The sequence below is a fragment of the Oxynema aestuarii AP17 genome, from assembly GCF_012295525.1.
GTDB lineage: Bacteria > Cyanobacteriota > Cyanobacteriia > Cyanobacteriales > Laspinemataceae > Oxynema > Oxynema aestuarii.
Genome location: NZ_CP051167.1, coordinates 1,865,127 through 1,887,770, shown reverse-complemented (window position 1 = coordinate 1,887,770; position 22,644 = coordinate 1,865,127). Strand labels below are relative to the sequence as shown.

Sequence of the window (22,644 nt, the reverse complement as noted above, 5' to 3'; positions counted from 1 at the left end):
AGTCTTAGCTGCTTACTTCGGTAGACCGCGCAACCGGGCTGAGAGTTCCTTCAAGACGTGGGGAACGATCGACCCGATCGCCGCGTGCCGAGTGCGTGCCAACGCTTGTTTGTGGAATTTAGGCTTCTTTATTCAAAAAGTTTTGCAGTTGTTGCAGCGCCACTTTACCGACGTTGTAGAACGCCCAACCTCCCGCAGCTAACACGGGCAGCAAAACAATCAGCAAACGTAAGTCAAGATCCATAGCTGGATTCCCCCTTTCTTAAGATTTATAAAACATTCTCATCTTTCTACCTCTATTTTGCAATCAAGGGGCGCTGTTTGCTACCCCTTGGGGCAAAAATTGCGGCGATCGCCCTGTGCTCACTGGGTTAAGCATTATTGTCTTGGGGATCGAGGCGATTGGCGATCGCCGCGATCGCGATCGTTGGTAAGCCCACTGCAAAACAAATCAGCCACTGATTCGGTGTCAAGGGATAGGTCGCAAATAGCAGATTAAAGATCGGCAACTGGCTGAACAACAGTTGCAGAACTACCGTGACCCCAATCCCCACCCAGAGGATCGGTGCAGGTTCGATCCGCACCGATTTCCCAGACCAGCGATCCCAAAGACTTGTACTCCACTGACTCAGACTAATTAAATAAAAAATTCGTCCGGCAATGAGTGCTTGAATCGCCATCGTCCTCGCTAAAGCGATATTTCCCGTAGCGCGATCGATCGCCTCAAACATCCCAAAAATGACGATCCAATTGGAGATCGAAATCAAGCCAATACGCTGTAGCAATGACCGATTGAGCAAGGAGCGATCGGCATGAATCGGTGGATTTTGCATCACCCACGCCGACTTGGCTTCAAACGCCAACGGTACGGTCATCGCGATCGAATTAATCATATTGAGCCACAGCACCTGTAACGACAGAATCGGCAGCCGATCCGTCTGTCCCAACAAGACGCTCAACAAAATTGTCATCGACTCGCCCCCATTAACCGGGAGAATAAACGAGATGGCTTTAATCAAATTGCGATAAACCGTGCGTCCTTCCTCAACTGCGGCTTCAATCGAGGCAAAATTATCGTCGGTGAGGACAATATCCGCCGCTTCCTTCGCGACCTCCGTCCCCGTTTTTCCCATCGCAACGCCGATATCCGCCTGCTTGAGTGCCGGAGCATCGTTGACCCCATCTCCGGTCATGGCAACCACTTCACCTTGGGCTTGTAAGGCTTCGACCAGTTGTAATTTTTGTTCCGGAGCCACCCGCGCAAAAACGACCCCTTCTACGGCGGCCTTTGCCAATTCGACCGGATTCATCCCTGCCAGTTGGCGACCTGTAAACGTCACGATTGCCCCATCGCGTTTTAACCTCATTTGAGTGGCGATCGCCCGGGCCGTGAGTGGGTGGTCTCCGGTAATCATCTTCACTCGAATCCCAGCCTCTTTACACGCCGCGATCGCCCGAATCGCATCCTCTCGCGGCGGGTCGATCGTCGCTTGCAACCCGAGTAATTGCAAACCCCCTGCGACCGCCTCCTCTTCGAGGCTGTCTGAGTCCAACGTTTTCTGTGCAAATGCCAGCACCCGCAAGCCCCTGTCGGCAAACTCATCGACGATCGCGTGGATCTTATCGGACTTGAGCAGTTCGAGCTGGTTATCTACATTGAAGGCCCACTCACAGCGAGAAAGTACGGCTTCTGCCGAACCTTTGACATAAACGATCGGCGACTCCCCATCCGGACGTCGGTGCAACGTCGCCATATACTGATGTTCCGATTCAAATGGAATCGCATCCAAGCGCGGCCATTGGCGTTCCAAAGCAACAGGATCCAACCCCAGTTTCACCGCTAATACAATCGGCGCAATTTCTGTCGGATCCCCAATCGGCTTATAAGTTCCCTCCCGCCGTTCTAAATGGGAATCGTTGCACAACAGCCCGGCGATCGCGCAATTTTTGAGTACGGGTGTACGTTCGAGGTCGATCGCGACCCCGTCACAGTAGACCTCGCCCTCGGGGGTATACCCGGTTCCCGAAACCGTATAATGCCGTCCCCCAGCATAAACCCCTTGAACGGTCATTTGATTTTCCGTCAGGGTTCCAGTTTTGTCCGAACAGATCGTTGTGGCGCTGCCGAGGGTTTCGACGGCGGGTAATTTGCGAATAATCGCATGACGGCGTGCCATCCGCCCGACCCCGATCGCCAGGGCGATCGTCACCACGGCGGGTAAGCCCTCGGGAATGGCACTCACGGCTAAAGCGACTGTCGCTTCCAACATCGAGGGCCAATTGGCCTCGTACCCCAAGCCGACGGCAAAGGTCAACCCTGCAATCCCTAAGATAATATAGAGCAGTTGACGGCTGAATCGGTCGAACTTGCGCGTCAGTGGTGTGGTGAGGTTCGGTTGCTTTTGCATCAATTGAGAAATGCGTCCGGTTTCAGTGTCTTGACCGATCGCCACCACGATTCCCGTCGCCCGTCCCGAGGTTATGAAACTTCCGGCATATGCCATATTGCGCCGTTCAGCCAGGGGGGTATCTGGACGGACGGGGTTAGTCTGTTTTTCGACCGCCGTCGATTCTCCTGTTAAGCCAGATTCGTTAATTTGTAAGTTTTTGGTCTGAATCAGGCGTAAGTCCGCAGGAACTTTATCACCAGAAGTTAAAAAGACCAGGTCTCCGGGGACAATTTGGGAAGAGGGAATTTGAATTTTTTGGCCGTCTCGGCAAATGGTAGCGTTGGTTTCCAGAGAAGAAGATAAGGCCGCGATCGCACTTTCCGCTTTCATTTCCTGGATAAAACCGACCGTGGCATTAATCCAAACCACACCCCAGATCACCCAAGCATTGATCCACTGTCCTAACGTTGCTTTAATTACTCCCGCCAGAATTAAGATATACAGTAGGGGCTGGTTGAATTGTTCTAAAAATCTTAAAAATTTAGGTTTGCCCGCTTTTTGTTCGATGCTATTTTCACCGAAGTGTGCCTGTCTCTTCTCAACTTCTACTGCACTCAAGCCCCGATCTCGATCGGTTTGGACTTCTTTTAAAAGTTCGTCAACAGACAACGTATGCCACAAATTTGAAGGTTTAAATCCCTTGTTTTCCATGCTTTTATCTTTGTTTTTATTTATAACTATTCTAAATTATATAGCAATATCATCTGAGTTGTAATATCTATTGAATTCATAGAAACCCCGTAACGATCGTTATTTTTAGTCCACTCGCTTAAGCCGTCATTCCCGTAGAAACACCGAATCCACCCACCAAACTCGGATTTAACCAACAGTCGAATCGGGGTGAAATTCTATCTCTTTTTATTGTTCCAACTGATTGATAGCGGTTCTCAGATTAGTAAGGTAGATAGATAAGAAGGGATCCACGAGTGCGAGCTTCTAGCTCGCTGGTGAATTAGCGAGCTAGAAGCTCGCACTGCTCCCCAAAAATTATCGCCTCTTTGCGAGAACCGCTATATCCCTCTTCTGTGACTCTAGGAAAACCCTTATCTTGACTTAATTCTAGAACCCTTACAGGGTTAGCGATCGCGACGGATTTTCCGAATAGAAACTCAAAAATAGGGTCGAAACCGTTTAGGTCTCTCCTGATAAGGGATACGGCGATCTCTATCTCCGACAATGACAGAAGGGGGATAGAATCGCTATATGAGGTAAAAATTAGCTTGATGGATTCGGTGTTTCCACGGTAATGACAGAGTTCGTGGGTGTACGCCGATGCTAGCGAGAAGTTCTATGCCTCTTTAGAAGATTGTATACTTAGTGACAGGCTCCCGCGCATCGGAACTGAGACTTACAGTTGCGATCGCAACCATTCGAGTTCCGCATCGATCTGAGCGACATTGTTCTTGAGTTCTTCTAACGTCAAGTCCATCTGCGCGGCGGTGGCGCTCCCGTGTAAAATACTGCGTTGGTATTCGAGACGGGCGAGTTGTTGTTGGAGTCGCTCCACCGTCGGCGCCAGGCGATCGAGTTGCGTTTGCAAGGCGATCGCCTGTTGGGTATAAGTGCGCTTCTCCAACAAAATCCGGCGGGCTTCCGGTTCGTCGCCTTGCTGCAGTGCCCGTTTGGCCGCCTGTTGGAGGCGATCGCCCCTCCCGCGCGCTTCCTGCAAATCCCCTTCGAGTTGGCGTCGGGCCTCTAGGGCTCGGTTCACGCTCGATTGGAGTTCGGCGAGGGTAGCATCGACTTCTGTTTGCGGGTCGGTTTTTTGATTTTGCCAGTCGTTCAAATTAGAACGAACCAGCCGACTGATGCGATCGCCCAATCCCATTCATCGTTCCTCCCGTTGACCTTTAATTTTTCCTCGTTAATTTCTATAATAACTCCATAGAGATTAGGGGCGATCGCACGGCAAGGTGAAGTAAAAAGTCGTTCCCACATTCACCGTCGATTCCACCCAAATCTGTCCCCCGTGGCGTTCCACGATCTTCTTACAAATCGCCATCCCAATACCCGTTCCCGGATATTCTTCTGCAGTGTGCAACCGTTGAAAAATCTCAAAAATACGCTGAAAGTATTCCGCCTCGATTCCGATGCCGTTATCGCTCACTTTAAACAGCCATTGGTCGTCTTTCCGTTCGGCGGAAATGTCTACTTTCGGCGGCTCCTCAGAACGGCAAAACTTAATTGCATTTCCGATTAGATTTTGAAACACTTGAGAAAGCTGCAACGGATCGGCGATCGCCTCCGGTAAAGGATGACAAATTACTTCAGCCTGGCTGGCGGCGATCGACGCCGATAAATTATGTTTGACCGCATCGACGATCGCCGTGCAATCGACAGCTTCAAACTCTCCCCCTTTTCGTCCGACCCGAGAATAAGCCAACAACCCTTGAATCAGTTGTTGCATTCGCTTGGCGCCATCTTCAATAAAATAGATGTAGCGATTTGCTTTTTCATCGAGCTTATTTTTGTATTTGTAAGCGAGTAAATCGACAAACCCAATAATACTTTGCAACGGGGATTGTAAGTCGTGGGAAACTACGTAAGCGAACTGTTCCAATTCTTGATTCGAGCGTTCGAGTTCCGCATTTAACTGGTTGAGTCGCTCGTTTTGTTCGAGCAGTTTGGTATTTTGCTCGCTCAGTTGTTTTTGCAGTCGCCGTAACATCAAGCGATTTTCGACCCGAATCAACACTTCGCGTTCGTGAAACGGTTTGCTGATGTAGTCGGCTCCTCCGACCGTAAAGGCTTTGACCTTATCGTTAATTTCGTTGAGCGCGCTCAAAAAAATCACGGGGATCTCCTCAGTTTTCGGCGAGCTTTTCAGTTGGGTGCAGACCTCGTAGCCGTCCATTTCCGGCATCATGATATCGAGCAAGATCAGGTCGGGATGGGCCGCTTCTACCGCAATCAAGGCCATACGGCCATTAATGGCTTTCCTCACTTCATAGCCGCGATCGCTGAGCATAGCCGACAGCAGCCTTAAATTATCCGGGGTATCGTCAACGATCAGAATGGTTGGCCGTTCGCTTACAGGTTCGGTCATAATCATGCCAGTCCTCAAGTCAAAACATCTTGACAAACGCGATTACCGGGCGATCGCGGCTTGAAATGGACGAACCCTGAAGGTGCGGGCAACGGCGCGGAGATTTCCAGGCAATCGCGCTAGCTGGACTATGATACTCCAAGGGAGCGATCGCGAAGACGATCTTGTTCTCGCACGTTGACTCGACAAGGGCGATCGCTTCGCGACAGGATCCCCCAATGGATCCGTAGTCGCGATCGCCCTTCCCCTGCAACTGAGAGCTCGGTGGTTTACCACCGAGGCTGGCTGGCTAGCAAATCCTGGGTCGATGGAGCGTCGAGGGGGGCCGAAAACAGATATCCTTGTCCGCAATTGCACGCTAATTTTCGCAACTGATTCAACTGCCCTTGAGTTTCGATTCCTTCCGCGATCGCCTCCATTTCCATTGTATGAGCCATTGTAATAATTGCCGGAATTAAATCGCGATTTTGGGGATTGCCATCCATGCGGCGGATAAAAGATTGGTCGATTTTGAGCGTGTTGACCGGGAGTTCGTGCAAGTAGCTCAACGACGAATATCCCGTGCCAAAATCGTCCAAACTGATCTTGATGCCGCACTGTTGCAGTTCGCCAATTTTCGCTTGAGCCAGATCCTTATTTTCCAGGATTGCCGTTTCGGTAATTTCCAGTTTTAAGCGCTCCGGATCGAAATCGAGGTCGGTGACGATCCGCCGGATTTCCTCCGTTAAATGGGGTCTCAAAAACGTAATCGCCGATAAATTAATCCCCACCGACAGCTTAGAATCGATCGCCCCCACTTTTTGCCACTGTTGGAGCTGGCGACAGGCCGATTGTAAAACCCACAAGTCGATCGCGTGGATGGTGCCACTTTCTTCCGCCACCGGGATAAATTCTGCCGGAGAGACCAAACCCCGCTTGCGGTGGAACCAGCGCACCAGCGCCTCGAAAGCGACAATTCGACCGCTTGACAAATCGACGATCGGCTGGTAAAAAACTTGTAATTCTTCCCGTTCGATCGCCCGTCTGAGGTCATTTTCGAGTTCCAGACGCCGTAAAACCGACTGGTGCATCGACGGATCGAAAACGTGGTAGCGGGAGCGTCCCAAGGCTTTCGCGCGGTACATGGCGGTATCGGCATCCCGTAACAGATATTCCGGGGAATCGTCGTAAACATTGCTCAGGGCGATCCCGATACTGGCATTAATAAAAACTTCGTGTCTCGATAGCTGAAACGGGGTGGAGAGGCTGGCGAGAATGCGTTCGGCGACGGCGATCGCCTCGGCTTCATCGGCGATCTGACGGAGTAAAATGGCAAATTCATCGCCGCCGAGACGGGCGAGCAAATCCTCATGTTTGAGGCAGTTGTGGAGACGTTTGGAGATCGCCTTTAACAGTTCGTCGCCGACGGAATGACCGAGAGAATCGTTGACGACTTTAAAGCGATCGCAGTCTAAAAACAAGACGGCAAACTGATGGGTTTCCTCCCGTTCGAGTTGGGCGATCGCCTCCTGTAAAGACTCCATAAACAACGCCCGATTCGGCAAATTTGTCAGGGAATCATGCAGGGCCAGGTGCAACAATTCATTTTGCAATTCTTGCCGACGTTCGATCTCATTTTTCAACTCTTGATTGGCGAGTTCGAGTTGCTGAGTTCGGGCGCGCACCCGCGATTCGAGTTCGGCATTGAGCTGTTGAATTTTGTCTTTAGCCTGACGTAACAGCAGTTGGTGTTGAACCCGAATTAAAACTTCTTCCAACTGAAAGGGTTTGGTAATGTAATCGACCCCCCCACTTTTAAACGCTTTCACCTTATCTAAGGCGTCCACCAAAGCACTGAGAAAAATCACGGGAATATCGCGGGTTTCCGGATTGGCTTTGAGTTGGCGACACACCTCGAACCCATCCATTTCTGGCATCATGATATCGAGTAAAATCAGATCCGGAACCAACGTTTTACAAGCAGTCAAAGCCATCGAGCCATCGAGAGCCTTGCGAACTTTATAGCCGCGTTTCGACAGCATTCGCGCCAGGATATATAAATTATCCGGGGTATCGTCAACGATTAAAATATCGACGTTGGCATTCTCAGGAAAATCGGAATTCATGGAGGGTTGGGGTAAAATCTCGTGGGCCACGTTCTCGCAAAAGCCAAGAGGAAATAGTGAATAGTGAATAGTGAATAGTGAAAAGTTACTTTTCACTTTTAACTTTTCACTTTTAACTTTTCACTTTTAACTTCAGTGGTCGGGGTGCGATCGCCCTTCGAGGGCAGGTTGGCCCATTAGAGCTGTTCGGGTCGAACCAAATTCATAATGCTCTCGAACTGGAAATTGTGAGCGAAGTCGGTCAGAGTGCGAGCCAAGGGAGCGAGGTCTTCGGGAAGAGCGGCGATCGCTTCTAAAATCAACTCGTCATTCCCTTCGCGGGCGGCCCGAGCGATACGCTCGATCCACTCCGGAGGCATTTGAGCGAGATCGAGGCGGAGGCGATCGTCACTCAACGGTTCTGGGGGAAGGTCGGCGTCCGAGGTCGCCCCTTCTTCCCCTTCCCGATAAACATATCGTAACCCTAAATGCTGGCCGAGTTTGTCGAGCAGTTCCTCCGGTCGCAGAGGTTTGCGCAGGAAGTCGTCGCAACCGACCGCCAAGACTTGCTGGCGGTCTTCTTCAAAGGCGCTGGCGGTTTGAGCGAGGATTTTGGTTTTTTTCCCTTCCGCAGTGGTTTTGATGCGTCGGGTGGCTTCGTAACCGTCGATCTCGGGCATTTGCATGTCCATCAAGATCGCTTGCGGTCGCCAGCGTTGCCAGATGGCGATCGCCTCGGTTCCATTTTGCGCCTCGCAGACTTGAAAGCCGATTTCGCGCAAGAGCGTCACCAACCACAGACGGCTGTCCGGGCGATCGTCGGCGACCAAAATGCGATATTCCGGCTGTCCCGGTTCCAAGCCGATCGCCTCTCGCCGGGAAGGCGGTTCGCCGACGCTGCTGGGTTCGACGCGATCGAGGTCGATTTCAAAGCGAAACACGCTACCGACGCCGACGGTAGATTCCACCTCGATGTCCCCTCCCATCAGCCGCACGAATTTTTGCGAAATCGGCAAGCCCAACCCGGTTCCCTGTTGGGACTTGCGCCCGGAAGCGGTTTGCACGAACGGTTTAAAGAGGTCGTCGAGTTCTTCCGGGGCGATTCCCGGTCCGCTATCGGCGATTTGGAAGCGGATCCGACAAGGGCCGGGGGTTTCGGGATCCCCCTCGAAGGCGCGGGGTTCGACTTCTAAGCGGATCGTTCCCGTTTCCGTAAATTTGATCGCGTTGCCGAGGATATTTAACAAGACCTGACGCAATTTTCCTGGATCCCCGCGAACGTAGCGCGGCGTGTTCGGGGCGATCTCGACCTCGAATTGTAAGTGTTTGTGTTCGGCTTTGAGCCGTAACATTTCTTCTAAAGCCCGTAAGAGGCGGATCGAATCGAAGGGAGTGCAAGAGAGTCCCGTGCGTCCCGCTTCGATTTTGGACATTTCTAAAATGTCGTCGATTAATTCGAGCAGATGCTCCCCCGCACGGTTGATAATGCTCAGTTGCTCGTGTTGGGTGGGGTTCAAACTGCGATCGCGGCTCATGAGTTGGGTAAAGCCGAGGATGGCGTTGAGGGGGGTTCGCAGTTCGTGACTCATGGCGGCGAGAAATTCGCTTTTGGCGCGGTTGGCGGCGTCGGCGGCGATCGCGGCCCGTTCCAAGGCGGCGGACTGTTGTTTGGTTTGGTCGAGCAGTTGCGCTTGTTGCAGGGCCACCCCCAACTGAATCGAGATCGGCACGATCGTGTTAATTTCCGATGCTTTCCACTGGCGCGGTTCGCGATTTTGATAGGTGGCGAGCAGCCCCCACAGTCGCGGACCGCAGAAAATAGCCACGGCGATGTAAGCGCGGGCGCTCAGGCGATTTAAGGCGTCGCGGTCTTCGGGAGGCAGTGGGGCCGTTTCCGTATCGGCGATCGCCCGATAGCACCAGTCTTGATGGGGGGTAACCCCTTCGGCGGCGAAAAACTGCTCGGCGTCGCTGCGATGCACCCCCAGTTCCGGTCCCGAGGGAATGACGGATTCGGCGGTCGGTTCGTCGGCGAGCAAGGCGAGGGCGGGGTCGCTTACCGATTCGGCGATCGCGCGGATCGAGCGATCGCCGTTGAAGCGATAGATGACGACGCGATCGCAGTTCAACAGATGGCGGAGTTCTTCGGTGGTGGCGTCGAAGATCCGATCGAAATCCAGGGTTTCGCGCATTCGCTGGATCGCTTGGGCGATCGCCCGTTCCCGTCGGGCGCTTTCGCGCAAGGCTTCTTCGGCTAATTTGCGCTCGCTGATATCGCTGAGGGTGCCGACGTAGCCGACTGGGGCGCCGTCTTCGTCAATTTCCGGCACCGCTTGAGCGACGATCGTCAGCACCGGGCGCTCCGGACAGACCACCCGCAGTTCGGCTTTCCAGGGGGTGCGATCGCGGTAGGCGTGCAGCCATTGCCGATGCACCCATTCCCGGTCTTCGTCGTGGACGTAGCTCAGCCAGCCGTCGCCGAGAATTTTTTCTGCGGGAACTCCCGTCATCTCCTGCCAACGGCGGTTGATGTAGGTACAGTGTCCCTCGCGATCCGCGTGAAAAATACAGACGGGAGAAACTTCGGCGAGGGTTTGATAGCGGCGCCGACTCTCTTCTAAAGAGAGTTCGGCGAGTTTACGATCGCTGATATCGGCACCGTAACCGACGATTTCGAGGGGTTGGCCGTCGCGATCGCGAATCAGCCGCATCTGATTTTGAATCCAGCGATAGTGGCCATCTTTGGAACGAAAGCGATACTCGTGAGTGTGGCGATCGGACTCGAACAACTGCTGCAAGTCTCGGAAAATTCGCTCGCGATCTTCGGGATGAATGCGGCTCGGCCACAATTGCGGATCTTCGAGAAATTCCTCGGGTCGGTAACCGAAAATTTCGGTGATGTTGTCGCTGAGGAAGGTCATCTCGTAATTGCCGTCCGCCTTGGAGCTAAAAACCATCGCCGGAGAAGCGGTCAGCAAGTATTGCAAGCGCTCTTTCGCCAAGCGCAGTTCTAACTCGCCTTGCTTGCGATCGGTGATGTCCGTCGCCGTGCCTAAAATTTGCTGCACTCGACCGTCCGCCGTCCTCGCAAACAGGGTTTCGCGCGCGATCCAGGTGCGCCACGCTCCGGAGCGATCGCGAACCCGATACTCGATCTCGAAAACTTCCCCATCTTCCGCTCTCTCGAACTGTTCTAGGTGAGCTAAATAATTCCCCAGGTCGTCGGGATGGATCGCTCGTTCCCAGAACGCACTGGGCCTTTCACCCCCCTGCATTCGATCGAGCGACAGGCCAAAATCTCGATTGGTATAAATCAAGCAATGCTCGATTAAGTCGTAAATATATAAAAGATTGGGGGACGCTTCTGCAATCCGACGTACAAAGCGCTGACTTTGTAATAAGGCGTCTTCCGCCCGCTTGCGATCGGTGATGTCGCGCCCTTCCGGCAACAACAGCACCACTCGTCCGCTTTCGTCGGCGATCGGCTCGATCGAAAAATCGAGGACGATCGCCTCTCCTGTTTTCCCGACGATTTCGACTTCGTAACGGACGATCTTTCCCGTCGCCGCCCGGGCGATCGCCGATTGCAATTGGCGCTGTTTCGACGTCAATTTCCCGCCAGAGGGCGCCTCGTCTCCCGGACTGGGCAACCACCACGGCGTTTCCCAAAAGGACAAACCCACCAAGGAGCGATCGTCGTCCAAACCGATAAACTGCAACGAGGTCTGATTGGCCGCCATTAAGGTGCCGTCCGGTTGCAGTAAACCGGAAAACTGAAAGCTCGACTCGAACAGCACCCGGAATCTCTGTTCGCTCTTGCGTAAGGCTTCCTCTGCTTGCTGCCGTTCCAGTTCGGCGGCGGCGCGGGCGGCAAAAATCCTCAAAATCGACTCTCGTCCCGGGTCGGCAGCCATGGGACGCACGTCAAAGACCGCCAGCAGTCCCAAAACTTTTCCGGTGGAGTCTTTCAACGGCCAACCTAAATAAGACTGCACCCCGCAATGGGCGAAATAGAGGTCTTCGGGAAAAGATTGTTGTACGGAATCGGGATAGTAGCGCTTTTCCCCTGCGATCACGTCCTGACAAGGGGTTCCGGCGATGTCGTATTCGACGTTCTCTTCCCAAGTTTCTCCGGACCAAAAGGCTAGGGTGCGGATGCGTCCGAGTTCGGAGCCATCGACGCATTGGGAAATGGCGGCGTAGCGAACGTCGAGCACTTGGGCCAAGTAGCGAACGCAGGCATAGAAAAAGTCTCGACCTGTGGCGGCGGCGGTTCCTTCGACCATCAAGGCTAAGGCCCGTTCTCGTTGTTTGCGCTCGGTAATGTCGGTGACGCGCACTAAGTTGAACCGTTCGCCACCGACGAGGATTTGAGTGGCGGCGAGGTTTCCCCAAAAGAAGCGGCCTTTGCGGCTGATATATTCTATTTCCTGAGACCAGATGCCCGTCGCGGTGACTTCTCGGTAAATGACCTGGAGTTGTTCGGCAGAAAATTGGTGTTTTTGGAGGGTGTGACCTTCGATCCCGATTAAGTCGTTTTTATCTTCGACTTCAAATAGTTCGAGGGCGCGGCGGTTGCAGTCGGTGACCCGTCCGGTGTTCGGGTTGACGAGAAACAGGGCGTCCGCCGATTTGTCGAAGATGCTTTGAAGCAGCTCTTTGGCCCAGAGGATGTCGGTTTCGGCTTGTTTGCGTTTGCTGATGTTGGAGGTGCTTCCGGCGATCTCCTGGAGCTGTCCTCGACGATCGCGCACGGGCGTCGCGTTGACCAATAACTCGATTTTGCGTCCGTGTCGGTCGAGATGGGTGGTTTCGTACTGAAATACGGATTCCCCGTCGGCCAAACGTTGGAAGATCTCGCGATCGCGCTCCTGTCGTTCCGGGGCGGTAAATTCTAACCAGTCCCGTCCGATTGTCTCTTCGGGTTCGTAGCCGTAGATCTTCTGGATCGCGGGGTTGACGAAGGTATAGCGACCGTCGAGGTCGCAATACCAGATCGCGTCTTGGGAGGTTTCGACCAGGGCGCGATATTTTTCTTCGCTGTGAGTGAGGGCGTCTTGCAGGTGTTGGCGTTGGCGAATTTCTGCTTCGAGTTGCTGATTTTGGCGATCGCGCTCGGCCCGCGCTTGTTTTTCCTGTTCGAGTAGTTGTGCTTGGGCGATCGCGATTCCGAGTTGGGCGGCGATCGCTTGGAGCAGTTCGATCTCTTCCGTACTCCACTGGCGCAGGCGATCGCATTGGTGCAAGCTGACGATTCCGTTTGCTTTTCCCTGGTAGGAGGTTCGCACGGTCAACATCGATCGCATCTGGTGGGTGCGGGTAATCTGGCGGACGTTATCGAACAGGGGATTGTGTTCGACGTCGGGACAGGCGATCGCGCGATCGCTAGCTAATACCGCCTCGGCGTGGGCGTTCCCTTCGATGGGAACGTGCAGATTTAAAAGGGAATCTTCCCACCCGGGTTCCAAATATTCTCCCAAAACCGTCAGTTGCGGCGTCGGTTCCTCGACGTACAACAAAATTGACGCCCGACTCACCCCGAAGGCTGGCCCGATCTGACTGGCGGCGGTCTTCAACAGTTGCCCTAAATTGAGTTGGGCGCGAATCGCTTCGGTGATTTGCCGCAGCAGTTGGGAGGCTTCCAGCTCCCGTTTTAACGCCTTTTGCGCCTCGTAACGCGCCCGGGCTTCGATCGCCAGGGCGATTAAATCGGCGATCGAGCGGGCGAACATTTCCTCTTGCAAGTTCCACTGGCGAGGGCAACCGACGCTTTCGAGGCACAAAATCCCCACGGTTTCACCCCCGAGACGAATCGGGGTGTCGAGGGTCGAGACAATACCAAACGGTTGTAAGTAGTTCTCCGCAAATTCGGCGGTCTGGGCGTTCTCGGCAGCGTTGGGGGCGAGGATCGGTTCTTCGGCTTCTAAGGCTTGGAAATAGGCCGGATAGTCCGCCACGCTCAAGGTCAGTTGGGGGTTCGAGGAGCCGCGATCGCGCTCGAACAGTTCCACGCATTCGATCGCCGTGCGCCCTTCGTCGTAGAGCCAAATGGTGGTTCGTTCGATGTCGAGATGCATCCCCGTGGTTTTGGCAATTTCGCGCAAGGCACCGGGCAAGTCTCCCTCTTGCAGGGCGCGATTTTTGGCCAGTCTCGTTAAAATTCGGTTTTGGTCTCGCAGTTGGCGCGTACTTTTGCGTAAGTAGTCTTGCGCCCGTCGGCGATCGCGAATCTCTTTTTGCAGTTTGAGATTTTTGCCTTCTAATTGTTTCTGCAAGCGCCAAATCTTCAGTTGATTTTCGACCCGCGCCAGCACTTCTTCAATTTTAAAGGGTTTGGTAATATAATCGACCGCTCCCAAGGATAACCCTTTGACAATATCGAACGTGTCGCCTTTGGCACTGATAAAAATAATCGGAATTTTTTCGGTTTGGGGATCGGCTTTCAGTTGCGTGCAAACTTGATATCCGTCCAGTTCGGGCATCATGATATCGAGTAAAATCAAGTCGGGAGGCTCGATCCGCGCCGCTTCCAGCGCCATTTTGCCATCGAGGAGAGGTCTCGTCACGTAACCACGTTCCTCTAAAACGGTGGTTAACAACCGCAAACTATCGATCGTATCGTCTACGATTAAAATATTAGCCATTCCCTGGTTTACCGACTCCGCAGTTTGCGCCATTCCTCTTGCCGTTTTCCCCTTTTTACTGTCTTAAATTTGTTTCGATTTTGTCTCGATTTTAAAGAGTGGGGCGATCGCTTTAGCCTCGCAGGTGCGGTGGGGGGTCGAGTCGCTCGGACGGATGGCGATCGCGATCGAAGGTCGAACCCCCGCTCAATCTCTTTTATTTTCAGATTGAATCAGTTTGAGCATTTTGGCATATTCAAGTTGAAAAACTCAGCTTTCTAACTGTTCTGCCAAGCAACTATTATAACTTTTGATTTCTGAAATGAAATCCGCCACTTGTTGTAAGTCGATCCGAACGATCGCCGCGCGCAGGTCGGAGGGGACTTCGAGCGATCGCCTCTCGCGAACATTCCCCGACGGCGCGATCGATCCTAAGGAACGGCTACCGTGGCAAAGGCTTAAGGCGATCTCGAACCGGGTACGTTCCGCCGACATCCAGATCGGTTTTATCTACAATATCGATCGATTTAAAGGGTTCGCCTCAAAAACCTCACATTCGATTTTATTGGCTCCCCTCAGCCCTTCCCATCCACCGGGTTAGACCCTTGCAATTGGAATCGTTTCAATCCGATACCTTTGACTGTTCTTTCCGATCTCATTTCATCGCGAAGACGATCGGTGAATCCCATAAATAAACTGTTCTTCTTCGTCGTAAATCCAATGTTTTCTCATCATTTCTTTGATTCTATACAGATTCGCCAACCATGCTAACATGTGAATATAAATGAGCCTTCTTTCAGACTGATAAGCTTTCGGAAAATTCAACAAACTTGAGAAAGTGGTAAATTCTAAATCCGCCATCATTTTAATCACCATCGGATTGCTACTAATTGTATAAACATGACGCTTGCGGGCGATCGCCTCCTCAAAAGCACTATAAAATAACCGTTTGCCAATTCCACGCCCTCGATTGGCTTCGCGCACGTACAAAACGGCGATTTTCGTCCAATTTTTACCAAAGTCAATATTTAAACTGACCCCCATCAGATTGCCGTGACTATCTTCAGCAACCCGGATATTCTCTGCTTCTCTCCATTCTTTATAAGAATATCCCACAATATAAGGAGTTTTTTGGATTTCTTTTAGCAGTAATTGAGCTTCTGGTGAAGTTACCTTCCTGCGGACGATCTTAACCATTGTTTCATTGATAACATCTCTCGCAATTGTAAGGTACGCTCCCTCATTTTGTCATTCTTTTAGCCTTGAAAATCTCCAAACTAAACGGGCAACCAAAACATCAGGCCGATCGAAATTAAAAACATCAAGACACCTAAATACATACTCAAATTAGAACGGCTAATCCGTCTTAAAACATTAAAGGAATTATTTTCTTTTTCAAACTGTTGATAATTTACCTCAAATTTAGATAAACAATGAGAGGTCTGCTGAAACACGGTTTCATAATGGGAAAATCCCCAAAAAATAATGAGTAAAACGATCGCCACCACGATCGCACCGACCCAAAACCAGGCTTTCGCCGATTCCGATAAGGTATCTTGACCGAACACGGAACGACTGGCGATCGTTTCAAATAAAATCGCCGTCGCCAATCCAGAAAACAGTGAAGTATAGCGCTTTGCTAAATAAATGACGTCGTAACAATAGATTTTAAATGCATCTAAAATATATTGACACGCTCGATCGTCTTTAACATTTTCTTCGTTAATCAGTTCGAGTTTATTTTTTAAATTGAGACTTTGCGATCGCAGGTCGAGCAAATCTTCGATCGCTGCATAACTCCCTCCAGCAAATAACCAGACGGTCAAGGCAAAGTTAATGGTTGAATAGGGTAAATACAATAAATAGGGTAGGCGATAATTTAACCAATCACTCCCGGTCGATTCCACGAGAGATTTAAGTTCTTCCGGTCCCGTCCACAGATGGTGATCTAATAATAAAATAGCGATCGCGAAAGAAAAGACTCTCACAAACCAGCGAAATAAGTTCAAAATTTCATACGGATCGTTTGACGGAGAACGAAAGGCAAAAACTTCGGCAGCTTCTCGGGAAAACTTCGTCCCTATTAAATAAATAATGCCGACAATTAAAAGCATTCCCCGCGCCATTTCGATCGTCCAACCGCGATCGCCAAAGGTTTGAATCCAAGGATCGCTCGTTCCCCAAACATAACTGGCTAATAATGATACAGTACTAATGACAGATAAACTAAATCCGATTTCAATTAATTGTTTTGGCGTCAATGGCGATCGCGCGATCGCCGCGCGATCGATCGCTGCGTCACTTTGCTCGCGAGTGACCGTTAGCGGAGGAAAACCATCGACATTGACGGGCGAATTGACGGTCGATCTTTGGGGGTTTAACCATCCCTCCCAATGGGGGGGAATTCCTGCCGGATTTTGGCAAATTACGGGTAACCAACTTACCCCAGGATACTGATGGTGAAAGGTATCTTCTAAAGCTCCTCTCGCATAGCGAACGGAGACGTAAAAAGACTCGCGATTCGCAAAAGCTCTAAGAAATTCTTGTAAAAATTGGGTCGCGACTTCGTCGGGGACGGGTTCGCGCATGACAATGCTTTGCGGTAAGTGCAATTGTGCCAGTTGATTCGCCAATCCCAAGCCGTCGCAAGAGTTGAAAATGGCTAATTGCAATCCATTTTTATTAATGGCCCAATCTAGAGAGTTTTTTAAATCGACAATTTCCATCCACTCCCTTTCATTGAGCTTGAATTTGCCGATTTCTCCATTGGCGTCACTTTGTGAATGTCCGGCAAAAAAGAAAACATGCCAGCTTTTTTGACGCAATAAGTGGCGCAGTTCTTCCGCAGACGGCTGTTGCAAAATCTCGATGTCTGCTTGGCGATCGCCCAAGTCTTCTAAAACTTGTCGATCCAGTTCCAATTTCAGATGTTTTGCATATCCAAAAACCGCTAAAACTCTGACCGCTTGACTTTGAGAAAAAGAGGGCTGCGGTTGTTGGTAGCTGCGCGGACTGAACGCCAGATCGGTTTGTTTGTAATTCCCCGTCGAAAATAAATCCCAAGCCTGCCACGGTAAACGCCGTAAGTGAATATCTTCGGTTTCTAGGAGAATGCGGAGTTGTTCGTGACTATTTTGTAGTAGTAAATCGCGAATTTGTCGCCATTTTTTATCCCCGGAATTGAGCCATTCATTTAGGCGATCGGCTAACTCGCCAGCGACCTGCGGGTCGGGTCTGACTATTTGAGTTGAAATCGCTTCGATGCGAGCCATGTTGAGCGATCGAAAGCTAGACCGCCATCGATCGAGCAATGCCGGAATTTCTGGTGCTGGCGGTAGGGTTCCGGGGATTTGAATTTGCGTTTCCGTCGGCGGGTTGTCACCCCGAATTTGTAAGAGGGCTTGAAATCCTCGATCGAAGTTGCCGTCTTGCAACATCAGTATGACTAACTTCGCCATCAGCTTTTCGGGACTGGGGTGATTTAGATGACAAACCGTTTAGTTATTGTATCATTTTCTCGCGAAATATTCAGAGTAAATTCTTCTCCAGGATGGCCTTTAATCTCTAGTTGCAAAATATTACTGTTGCTATTTTCGGTTGCCGTGGTCAGAATGGTTTGTCCCGTGCGATCGCGAAGAATTAATTCTAAATGAGCGGGTAAAGTTGCCTCGTTTCCTGTTGGATGCAGTTGTAATAGAATGGAAGTTTGGTTATTGCTTTCTCGGACTGAGGCGATCGCCAATACCAGTGAAATTCCGGCGATCGCGATCGTTTGTCCCGCGATCGTTTCCGGTTCCCACCCCGATCGCCACCCAAATGCAAATTGATATTGTGAGGGAGTTAGTAAGGATGAAAGTTCCTGCCAACCTGTCGGCCAACGATTCGATTGCCATTGACTTAAATGAATCGGTTGAGGGACGACTTCTACCGCTTCTATGGGGAATCCCTCAATCTCGGTCAATTCGCCTCGATTTAAGAGGGTTTGAATGCGTCGAAATCCGGCTTCGCTGCCTTCAAATTCGATAACGATCGAGCCTTCGTGAATATCCATAATATTTTGAGAACGATCTCCCGCGAGTTTGCGCACTGTAGTCTGCATTTTAGCGATCGATTCCGGAGTGAGTTGGTCTACACTGCCCGAAAATTTAATCCTCCATCGAATGATTGTTTGATTTCCCCATTGTTCGATTTCCGCGATCGCTTCGTATTCCGGACTGGCAACGGCGATCGGGCGATCGCTACGATCTCCAAAACTCGTACTGTTCGATTGACGGTCTTTAGTCTTGGTTTTCTCTACAGACTTATTCGGCCATTTTTGGCATAGTATAAAATTTAAAATATCCGACGAGTTTCGCGTCGGTAAATCTAGATAAAAAGATAATTTTTCGGCTTTAGCTCCCGTTTTTACCGATCGCAGGTCGGTTAAAATTTGCAATTCTTCTAAATGGGCGATCGCATCTTGAATTTCTGCTTTTTGTTTCATACTCGGATAGCGATTGCCACGGCTTAAACGCACTAAGTTTGTTTTCGTCGTGTAATGGACGTATAAACGATGGCGATCGCCGTCGAGGCTTTGCCATTCTGCACTGAGCAGATCTTCAGCATAATTGTGCTTGTCGAGCAGAACTTCTAAAAAATTTCTCACTCGTTGCTTGGGAATTTCCCCCCAGGTCATGTTTTTTCTTTGCGGCATTGAACCCTCCAACTCCAGCCCCCGATCGATTCAACGATCTGGGATCTCCCAGAATAATTTTTCCCTCCTCAATCCACAACGTTTTAATTATAAGGCTTTCGAGCAATTTTCTCTGGTGTTTCTAGGATCTTGATTCTTTTTTCACTCCTCATTGATGCTGAAGTTAATCGCTCGATGTCCTGAAGTAATCAAATTGAGGTGCTTATCTTGGAAAAAGAATTAAGTTTTAAGGTCGAGATCGGTGACTTTTTTACCAGAATCAAGCAACTCGATTTAGGTCCGATCGCCTATAAATTGATGCACCCAGAAACCGGATCGGGATGGACCCGCGATCGGGTCAGTCGCGCTTTAACTCGTTATCTCATGTTCCTGTGTTTACTATACCTCTATCCTCATCTGGCGATCGCCCCCAATCGGGAAATTGACCGGGTGTGGCACCAGCATATTTTAGACACGAGTAAATATGCTGAAGACTGTCAGATGCTGTTCGGTCGTTTTATCCATCATTTCCCCTATTTTGGCATTCGCGACGAGGGCGATCGGCAACAACTCGATCTTGCCTTTCAACAAACACAATCTCTGTTCGACCGACACTTTGGCGTTATCCTCGCCGAAGCAAGTACAGACACTGACGATGAATCGAATGAAGAGTCTAAAAGTGACTCGCAAGATCCCGGCGTCTGTGTCTTATTAGAACAGACTCAAACCAATCGACCGACGGTCAATATAGCGATCGATCTACCGAATTCGATCGCTCATTTAGGTTGAATTTTGAACAGAATAACCTACACCCTAAATCCTCAAGTCCCCCTTCTCAAGGGGGATTTAGGGGGATCTCTTGCTTCGATTAAATTCAGAGATTAAATTTAGAAAAGATCTAAAAGCTCTATAGGAAGATTACGATGTCTTGCCCTTACGAAAAAAACAGTAATCTTAAACAACTCCCCTGTCATTGGGTTCAACATCCCAACAATCCCGCGTTACGAGTTTGTGATGTTTGTCGTGCATCGTACAATCTCAATGAATTCAAAGCGGTTAAAATAAGCTTTTGGAATATTGTTGTTTTATCATTATTGGCTTTTCTTGCAATTCACTTGCTGACTAACTAAAATCTATTTTTAAGTAAAAATCAAGATTAAATATTAAAATTTTTTGACTGATAAAAAATCATCCATTTCTGTCATTTCTCGACGCATCAAGAGTTGACGAAAATCTTCTCTAGCTGACGCCGCCCACCGTTTCGCGGCAATCCAATCTCCTTGAGCTTTTTTCAACAACGCAAAAGCCCGTTTGCAGAAAGCCAGACAACGGCGATCGCCATTGACGTTTACCGATGGAAAGGATTCTTCTAATAAAGATTCCGCGCGATCGAGTTTTGACACTTCGATCGCCACTAACGCCAACCAAATCCGCAAAAAAGTAACGGCTCGATGCCATCCAATATCTTGTGCTTTCTGCAACGCTTTTTCGTAAGATTTTTGGGCTTCGATAAACTTCTGTTGATTAAAATAAAATTCGCCCCGATAGTAATCTATCTGAATTGAGCGTCGAGGCGCATTACTATCGCTCGAATCGATTGTTGCTTGAATTTCAGAAAGTTTTGAAAACCAACGATCTGCCGATCTAAAATCTCGTTGATGAATTTGCAAAATTGTCATGTCTAAAGCCAAGTCAATTTCGATCGGCAATTGGTGGATTTGACACAGTTGCCAAGCTCGTTCTAAAAGTTGATGAGCTTGGGCAAGATAGTCCGCTCGATCGACTAAAATCAGGGTGCGACTTTTATCGCGAAGGGCTTCTACCATTGTCAACCAATCTTCACGTTTTTCTGCCGTTTCTCGCCACCAATCCATCCAGCGCAACCGTTCGCTCCAGTATCCGGCAAAATGGGTATAGCCTTTCAAATATTTCCAGAATTCTCCAAAATCTTGATAACGATTTTGTAAAATCGTCCATTCGATCGCCTCGCTCAAGTTGTCCCATTCTCGATCTAATTCTTGATATTCGCTCCATTCATGAGCGTCGGTATTTCCATACTGTTTGCTATATTTTAAATACCAGTTGACCCAGCGATCGCGTGCCGATGTTTGAAACAGGGGATAAGCTTGCAGTTCCGCTAACACGTAACCCCGGGTTAGGGGTAGCATTTGATAGCGTCCTCCCTCCAGTTTGACGAGGGATAACTGTTGCAAAGGAACGAAAGCATCGTGATTGGAGACATCGGCGACTTCGCAAACGGCTTCGGGTAAGGCAGGACTGGGAAAAATCGCCAATGCCATTAACAATAAATGGGGCGTTTGTTGCCGTAGGGGAATGATTGAATCTTGGAAGCAATAGCGGGCAATTTCGCTATGAGAGTAGTTTAAGTGGGCGATCGCTTTTGAAAAAGGATACCCGGCGCTGAGTTGGCCGATCGTATAAACAATGGCTGCCGGAATGCCTCCGGTCGTGGCATAAATTTTTTCAGCTTGTTGCTGTACGATCTCCAGATTTTTTTCTTCGGCGTGATGGTAAATCAGCCGCAAACTCTCTTTTTTACTGAAAGATTCGAGATGAATGGGAACGTCTAATAAAGCTTGTTGGCGACTGGCGATCGCCACTTTCACTGTTGGCGGTAATTCATATAAAAAGGAGCGTACTTGGTCGAGGTCCGAGGCAGTTTCTAGGTTATCGACAATCAATAAGGTGCGCTGCTGGGTGAGACAGTCGAGGATTTCTTCGATTTGGCGATCGCGTGTTGCCATCAACAAATCGTGACATTGCAACGTGCGCGCGATCGTGCGGCAAATATCGGATAAGGTATTTTCTTTTTTTAACCGAGGTAAAATTCCGGTGCCCGTGAGTCGGTGGGGTTTCGCCGAAGTAAAAATAATTGCTTCAAAATTAGGCAGGTTTTTTGACTCCAAACAACGATACGCCGCCTCTACAATTAAAGTCGTTTTCCCGGCGCCGCCAATCCCTTCAATCCCGATACGGTGAACGCGACTCTCCCAAGACAACAGTTTGAGTAAGTGCTGCAGTTGTTTTTCGTGACCGATAAACGTGGTGTGGTCGCGAGTCGGTAAGTTTTGGTAAATTCGCGGTGATTTCGGCGGGTTGGTTGTTGTCGTTTTTGTCGTCGCGATCGCAGAAAGTGGAGTTTCGATCGCTTCCGTGGCGGTTGAGGGGTGGGGCGATCGAGTTTCGAGGGACTTTGTAGAACGATCTTCAAGCCACGCTTGCCGCAGTTTTCGCAGTAAATCTTTTTTTACAATAGTATTCGCTTTCGCATCGACGACCCCGACCGCTTTCAAGGCAGGAAGGAGTTTTTTTCGCAGCTTGGGAGAAACGGTTCTTCTGAGGTATTCGGAGCTGAAATCCGTAGATTCACGGAGTTCAATTTCGTCGTAAGTCCAATCGGCGATCGCCCCTTTGAGGACACTTTTTTCTAAATCGGTCAGCAGGTCATGGGTGGTCGAGTCCAGCAACTCTTGGGCAAATTCTACGAGTTTTTCAACTTCTGCTATATCCATCGTTCGGAGCATTGAGCAGTAAATGTACAAAATTTTTCGATCGCTAAAAAATAGAGAAAAAATTGTCTATAAAACTGACGGATCGAGTATTACAGGCGATCGGAGCCAGCCGTTTTAGCACCCATTCACTCACCTGGCGATCTTTTCTAGCCAAGGAAAAATCCATTGACGTTTATCTTTAATCAATCTTTGCAAAACGCTCTTGTGCGACAGGCGATCGCCTTTGCAGACATTCA

12 protein-coding genes are annotated in these 22,644 nt (G+C 50.0%); 1 reads left to right on the top strand and 11 read right to left on the bottom strand.

Translation table 11 applies throughout. The features are described 5' to 3' along the window. Positions 1 to 118 precede the first annotated feature (118 nt). From HCG48_RS07575 to HCG48_RS07530, 10 genes are all read right to left on the bottom strand, one after another. Complete coding sequence (locus HCG48_RS07575) at positions 119 to 244, bottom strand: photosystem II protein Y (protein WP_168568611.1); 126 nt, start codon at positions 242 to 244, stop codon at positions 119 to 121. A gap of 127 nt (positions 245 to 371) precedes the next feature. Further along, positions 372 to 3,101, bottom strand: a complete 2,730-nt coding sequence (locus HCG48_RS07570; RefSeq protein ID WP_168568610.1) for a cation-translocating P-type ATPase — start codon at positions 3,099 to 3,101, stop codon at positions 372 to 374. A gap of 697 nt (positions 3,102 to 3,798) precedes the next feature. Beyond that, the gene (locus HCG48_RS07565) at positions 3,799 to 4,278 is read right to left on the bottom strand and encodes a PspA/IM30 family protein (protein ID WP_168568609.1); all 480 of its coding nucleotides are present in this window, start codon (positions 4,276 to 4,278) and stop codon (positions 3,799 to 3,801) included. 63 nt (positions 4,279 to 4,341) lie between these two features. Then, complete coding sequence (locus tag HCG48_RS07560; protein ID WP_168568608.1) at positions 4,342 to 5,496, bottom strand: sensor histidine kinase; 1,155 nt, start codon at positions 5,494 to 5,496, stop codon at positions 4,342 to 4,344. A 269-nt stretch (positions 5,497 to 5,765) separates the two neighbouring features. Continuing rightward, positions 5,766 to 7,601 carry a two-component system response regulator gene (locus HCG48_RS07555; RefSeq protein ID WP_168568607.1) on the bottom strand — a complete coding sequence of 612 codons (1,836 nt, stop codon included), beginning with the start codon at positions 7,599 to 7,601 and terminating at the stop codon, positions 5,766 to 5,768. Positions 7,602 to 7,777: 176 nt separating this feature from the next. Further along, positions 7,778 to 14,224 carry a PAS domain S-box protein gene (locus HCG48_RS07550; protein ID WP_210437194.1) on the bottom strand — a complete coding sequence of 2,149 codons (6,447 nt, stop codon included), beginning with the start codon at positions 14,222 to 14,224 and terminating at the stop codon, positions 7,778 to 7,780. A 249-nt stretch (positions 14,225 to 14,473) separates the two neighbouring features. Beyond that, positions 14,474 to 14,698: a hypothetical protein gene (locus tag HCG48_RS07545; RefSeq protein ID WP_168568605.1), complete on the bottom strand. Its 225-nt coding sequence runs from the start codon at positions 14,696 to 14,698 to the stop codon at positions 14,474 to 14,476. Positions 14,699 to 14,863: 165 nt separating this feature from the next. After that, positions 14,864 to 15,400 carry a GNAT family N-acetyltransferase gene (locus tag HCG48_RS07540; RefSeq protein WP_168568604.1) on the bottom strand — a complete coding sequence of 179 codons (537 nt, stop codon included), beginning with the start codon at positions 15,398 to 15,400 and terminating at the stop codon, positions 14,864 to 14,866. A gap of 80 nt (positions 15,401 to 15,480) precedes the next feature. Further along, entirely contained in the window at positions 15,481 to 17,661 is a 2,181-nt protein-coding gene (locus HCG48_RS07535; protein WP_168568603.1) for a CHAT domain-containing protein, read from the bottom strand. Positions 17,662 to 17,684: 23 nt separating this feature from the next. Then, positions 17,685 to 18,896 carry a DUF1822 family protein gene (locus HCG48_RS07530; RefSeq protein ID WP_168568602.1) on the bottom strand — a complete coding sequence of 404 codons (1,212 nt, stop codon included), beginning with the start codon at positions 18,894 to 18,896 and terminating at the stop codon, positions 17,685 to 17,687. Between the two features lie 207 nt (positions 18,897 to 19,103). Here HCG48_RS07530 and HCG48_RS07525 point away from each other — a divergent pair, with 207 nt between their 5' ends. Continuing rightward, positions 19,104 to 19,664: a glycine-rich domain-containing protein gene (locus HCG48_RS07525; RefSeq protein ID WP_234488490.1), complete on the top strand. Its 561-nt coding sequence runs from the start codon at positions 19,104 to 19,106 to the stop codon at positions 19,662 to 19,664. Positions 19,665 to 20,038: 374 nt separating this feature from the next. On the opposite strand, the gene HCG48_RS07520 is transcribed toward HCG48_RS07525, so the two are convergent. Further along, positions 20,039 to 22,408: a helix-turn-helix domain-containing protein gene (locus HCG48_RS07520; RefSeq protein WP_168568601.1), complete on the bottom strand. Its 2,370-nt coding sequence runs from the start codon at positions 22,406 to 22,408 to the stop codon at positions 20,039 to 20,041. Between the last annotated feature and the right edge of the window lie 236 nt (positions 22,409 to 22,644).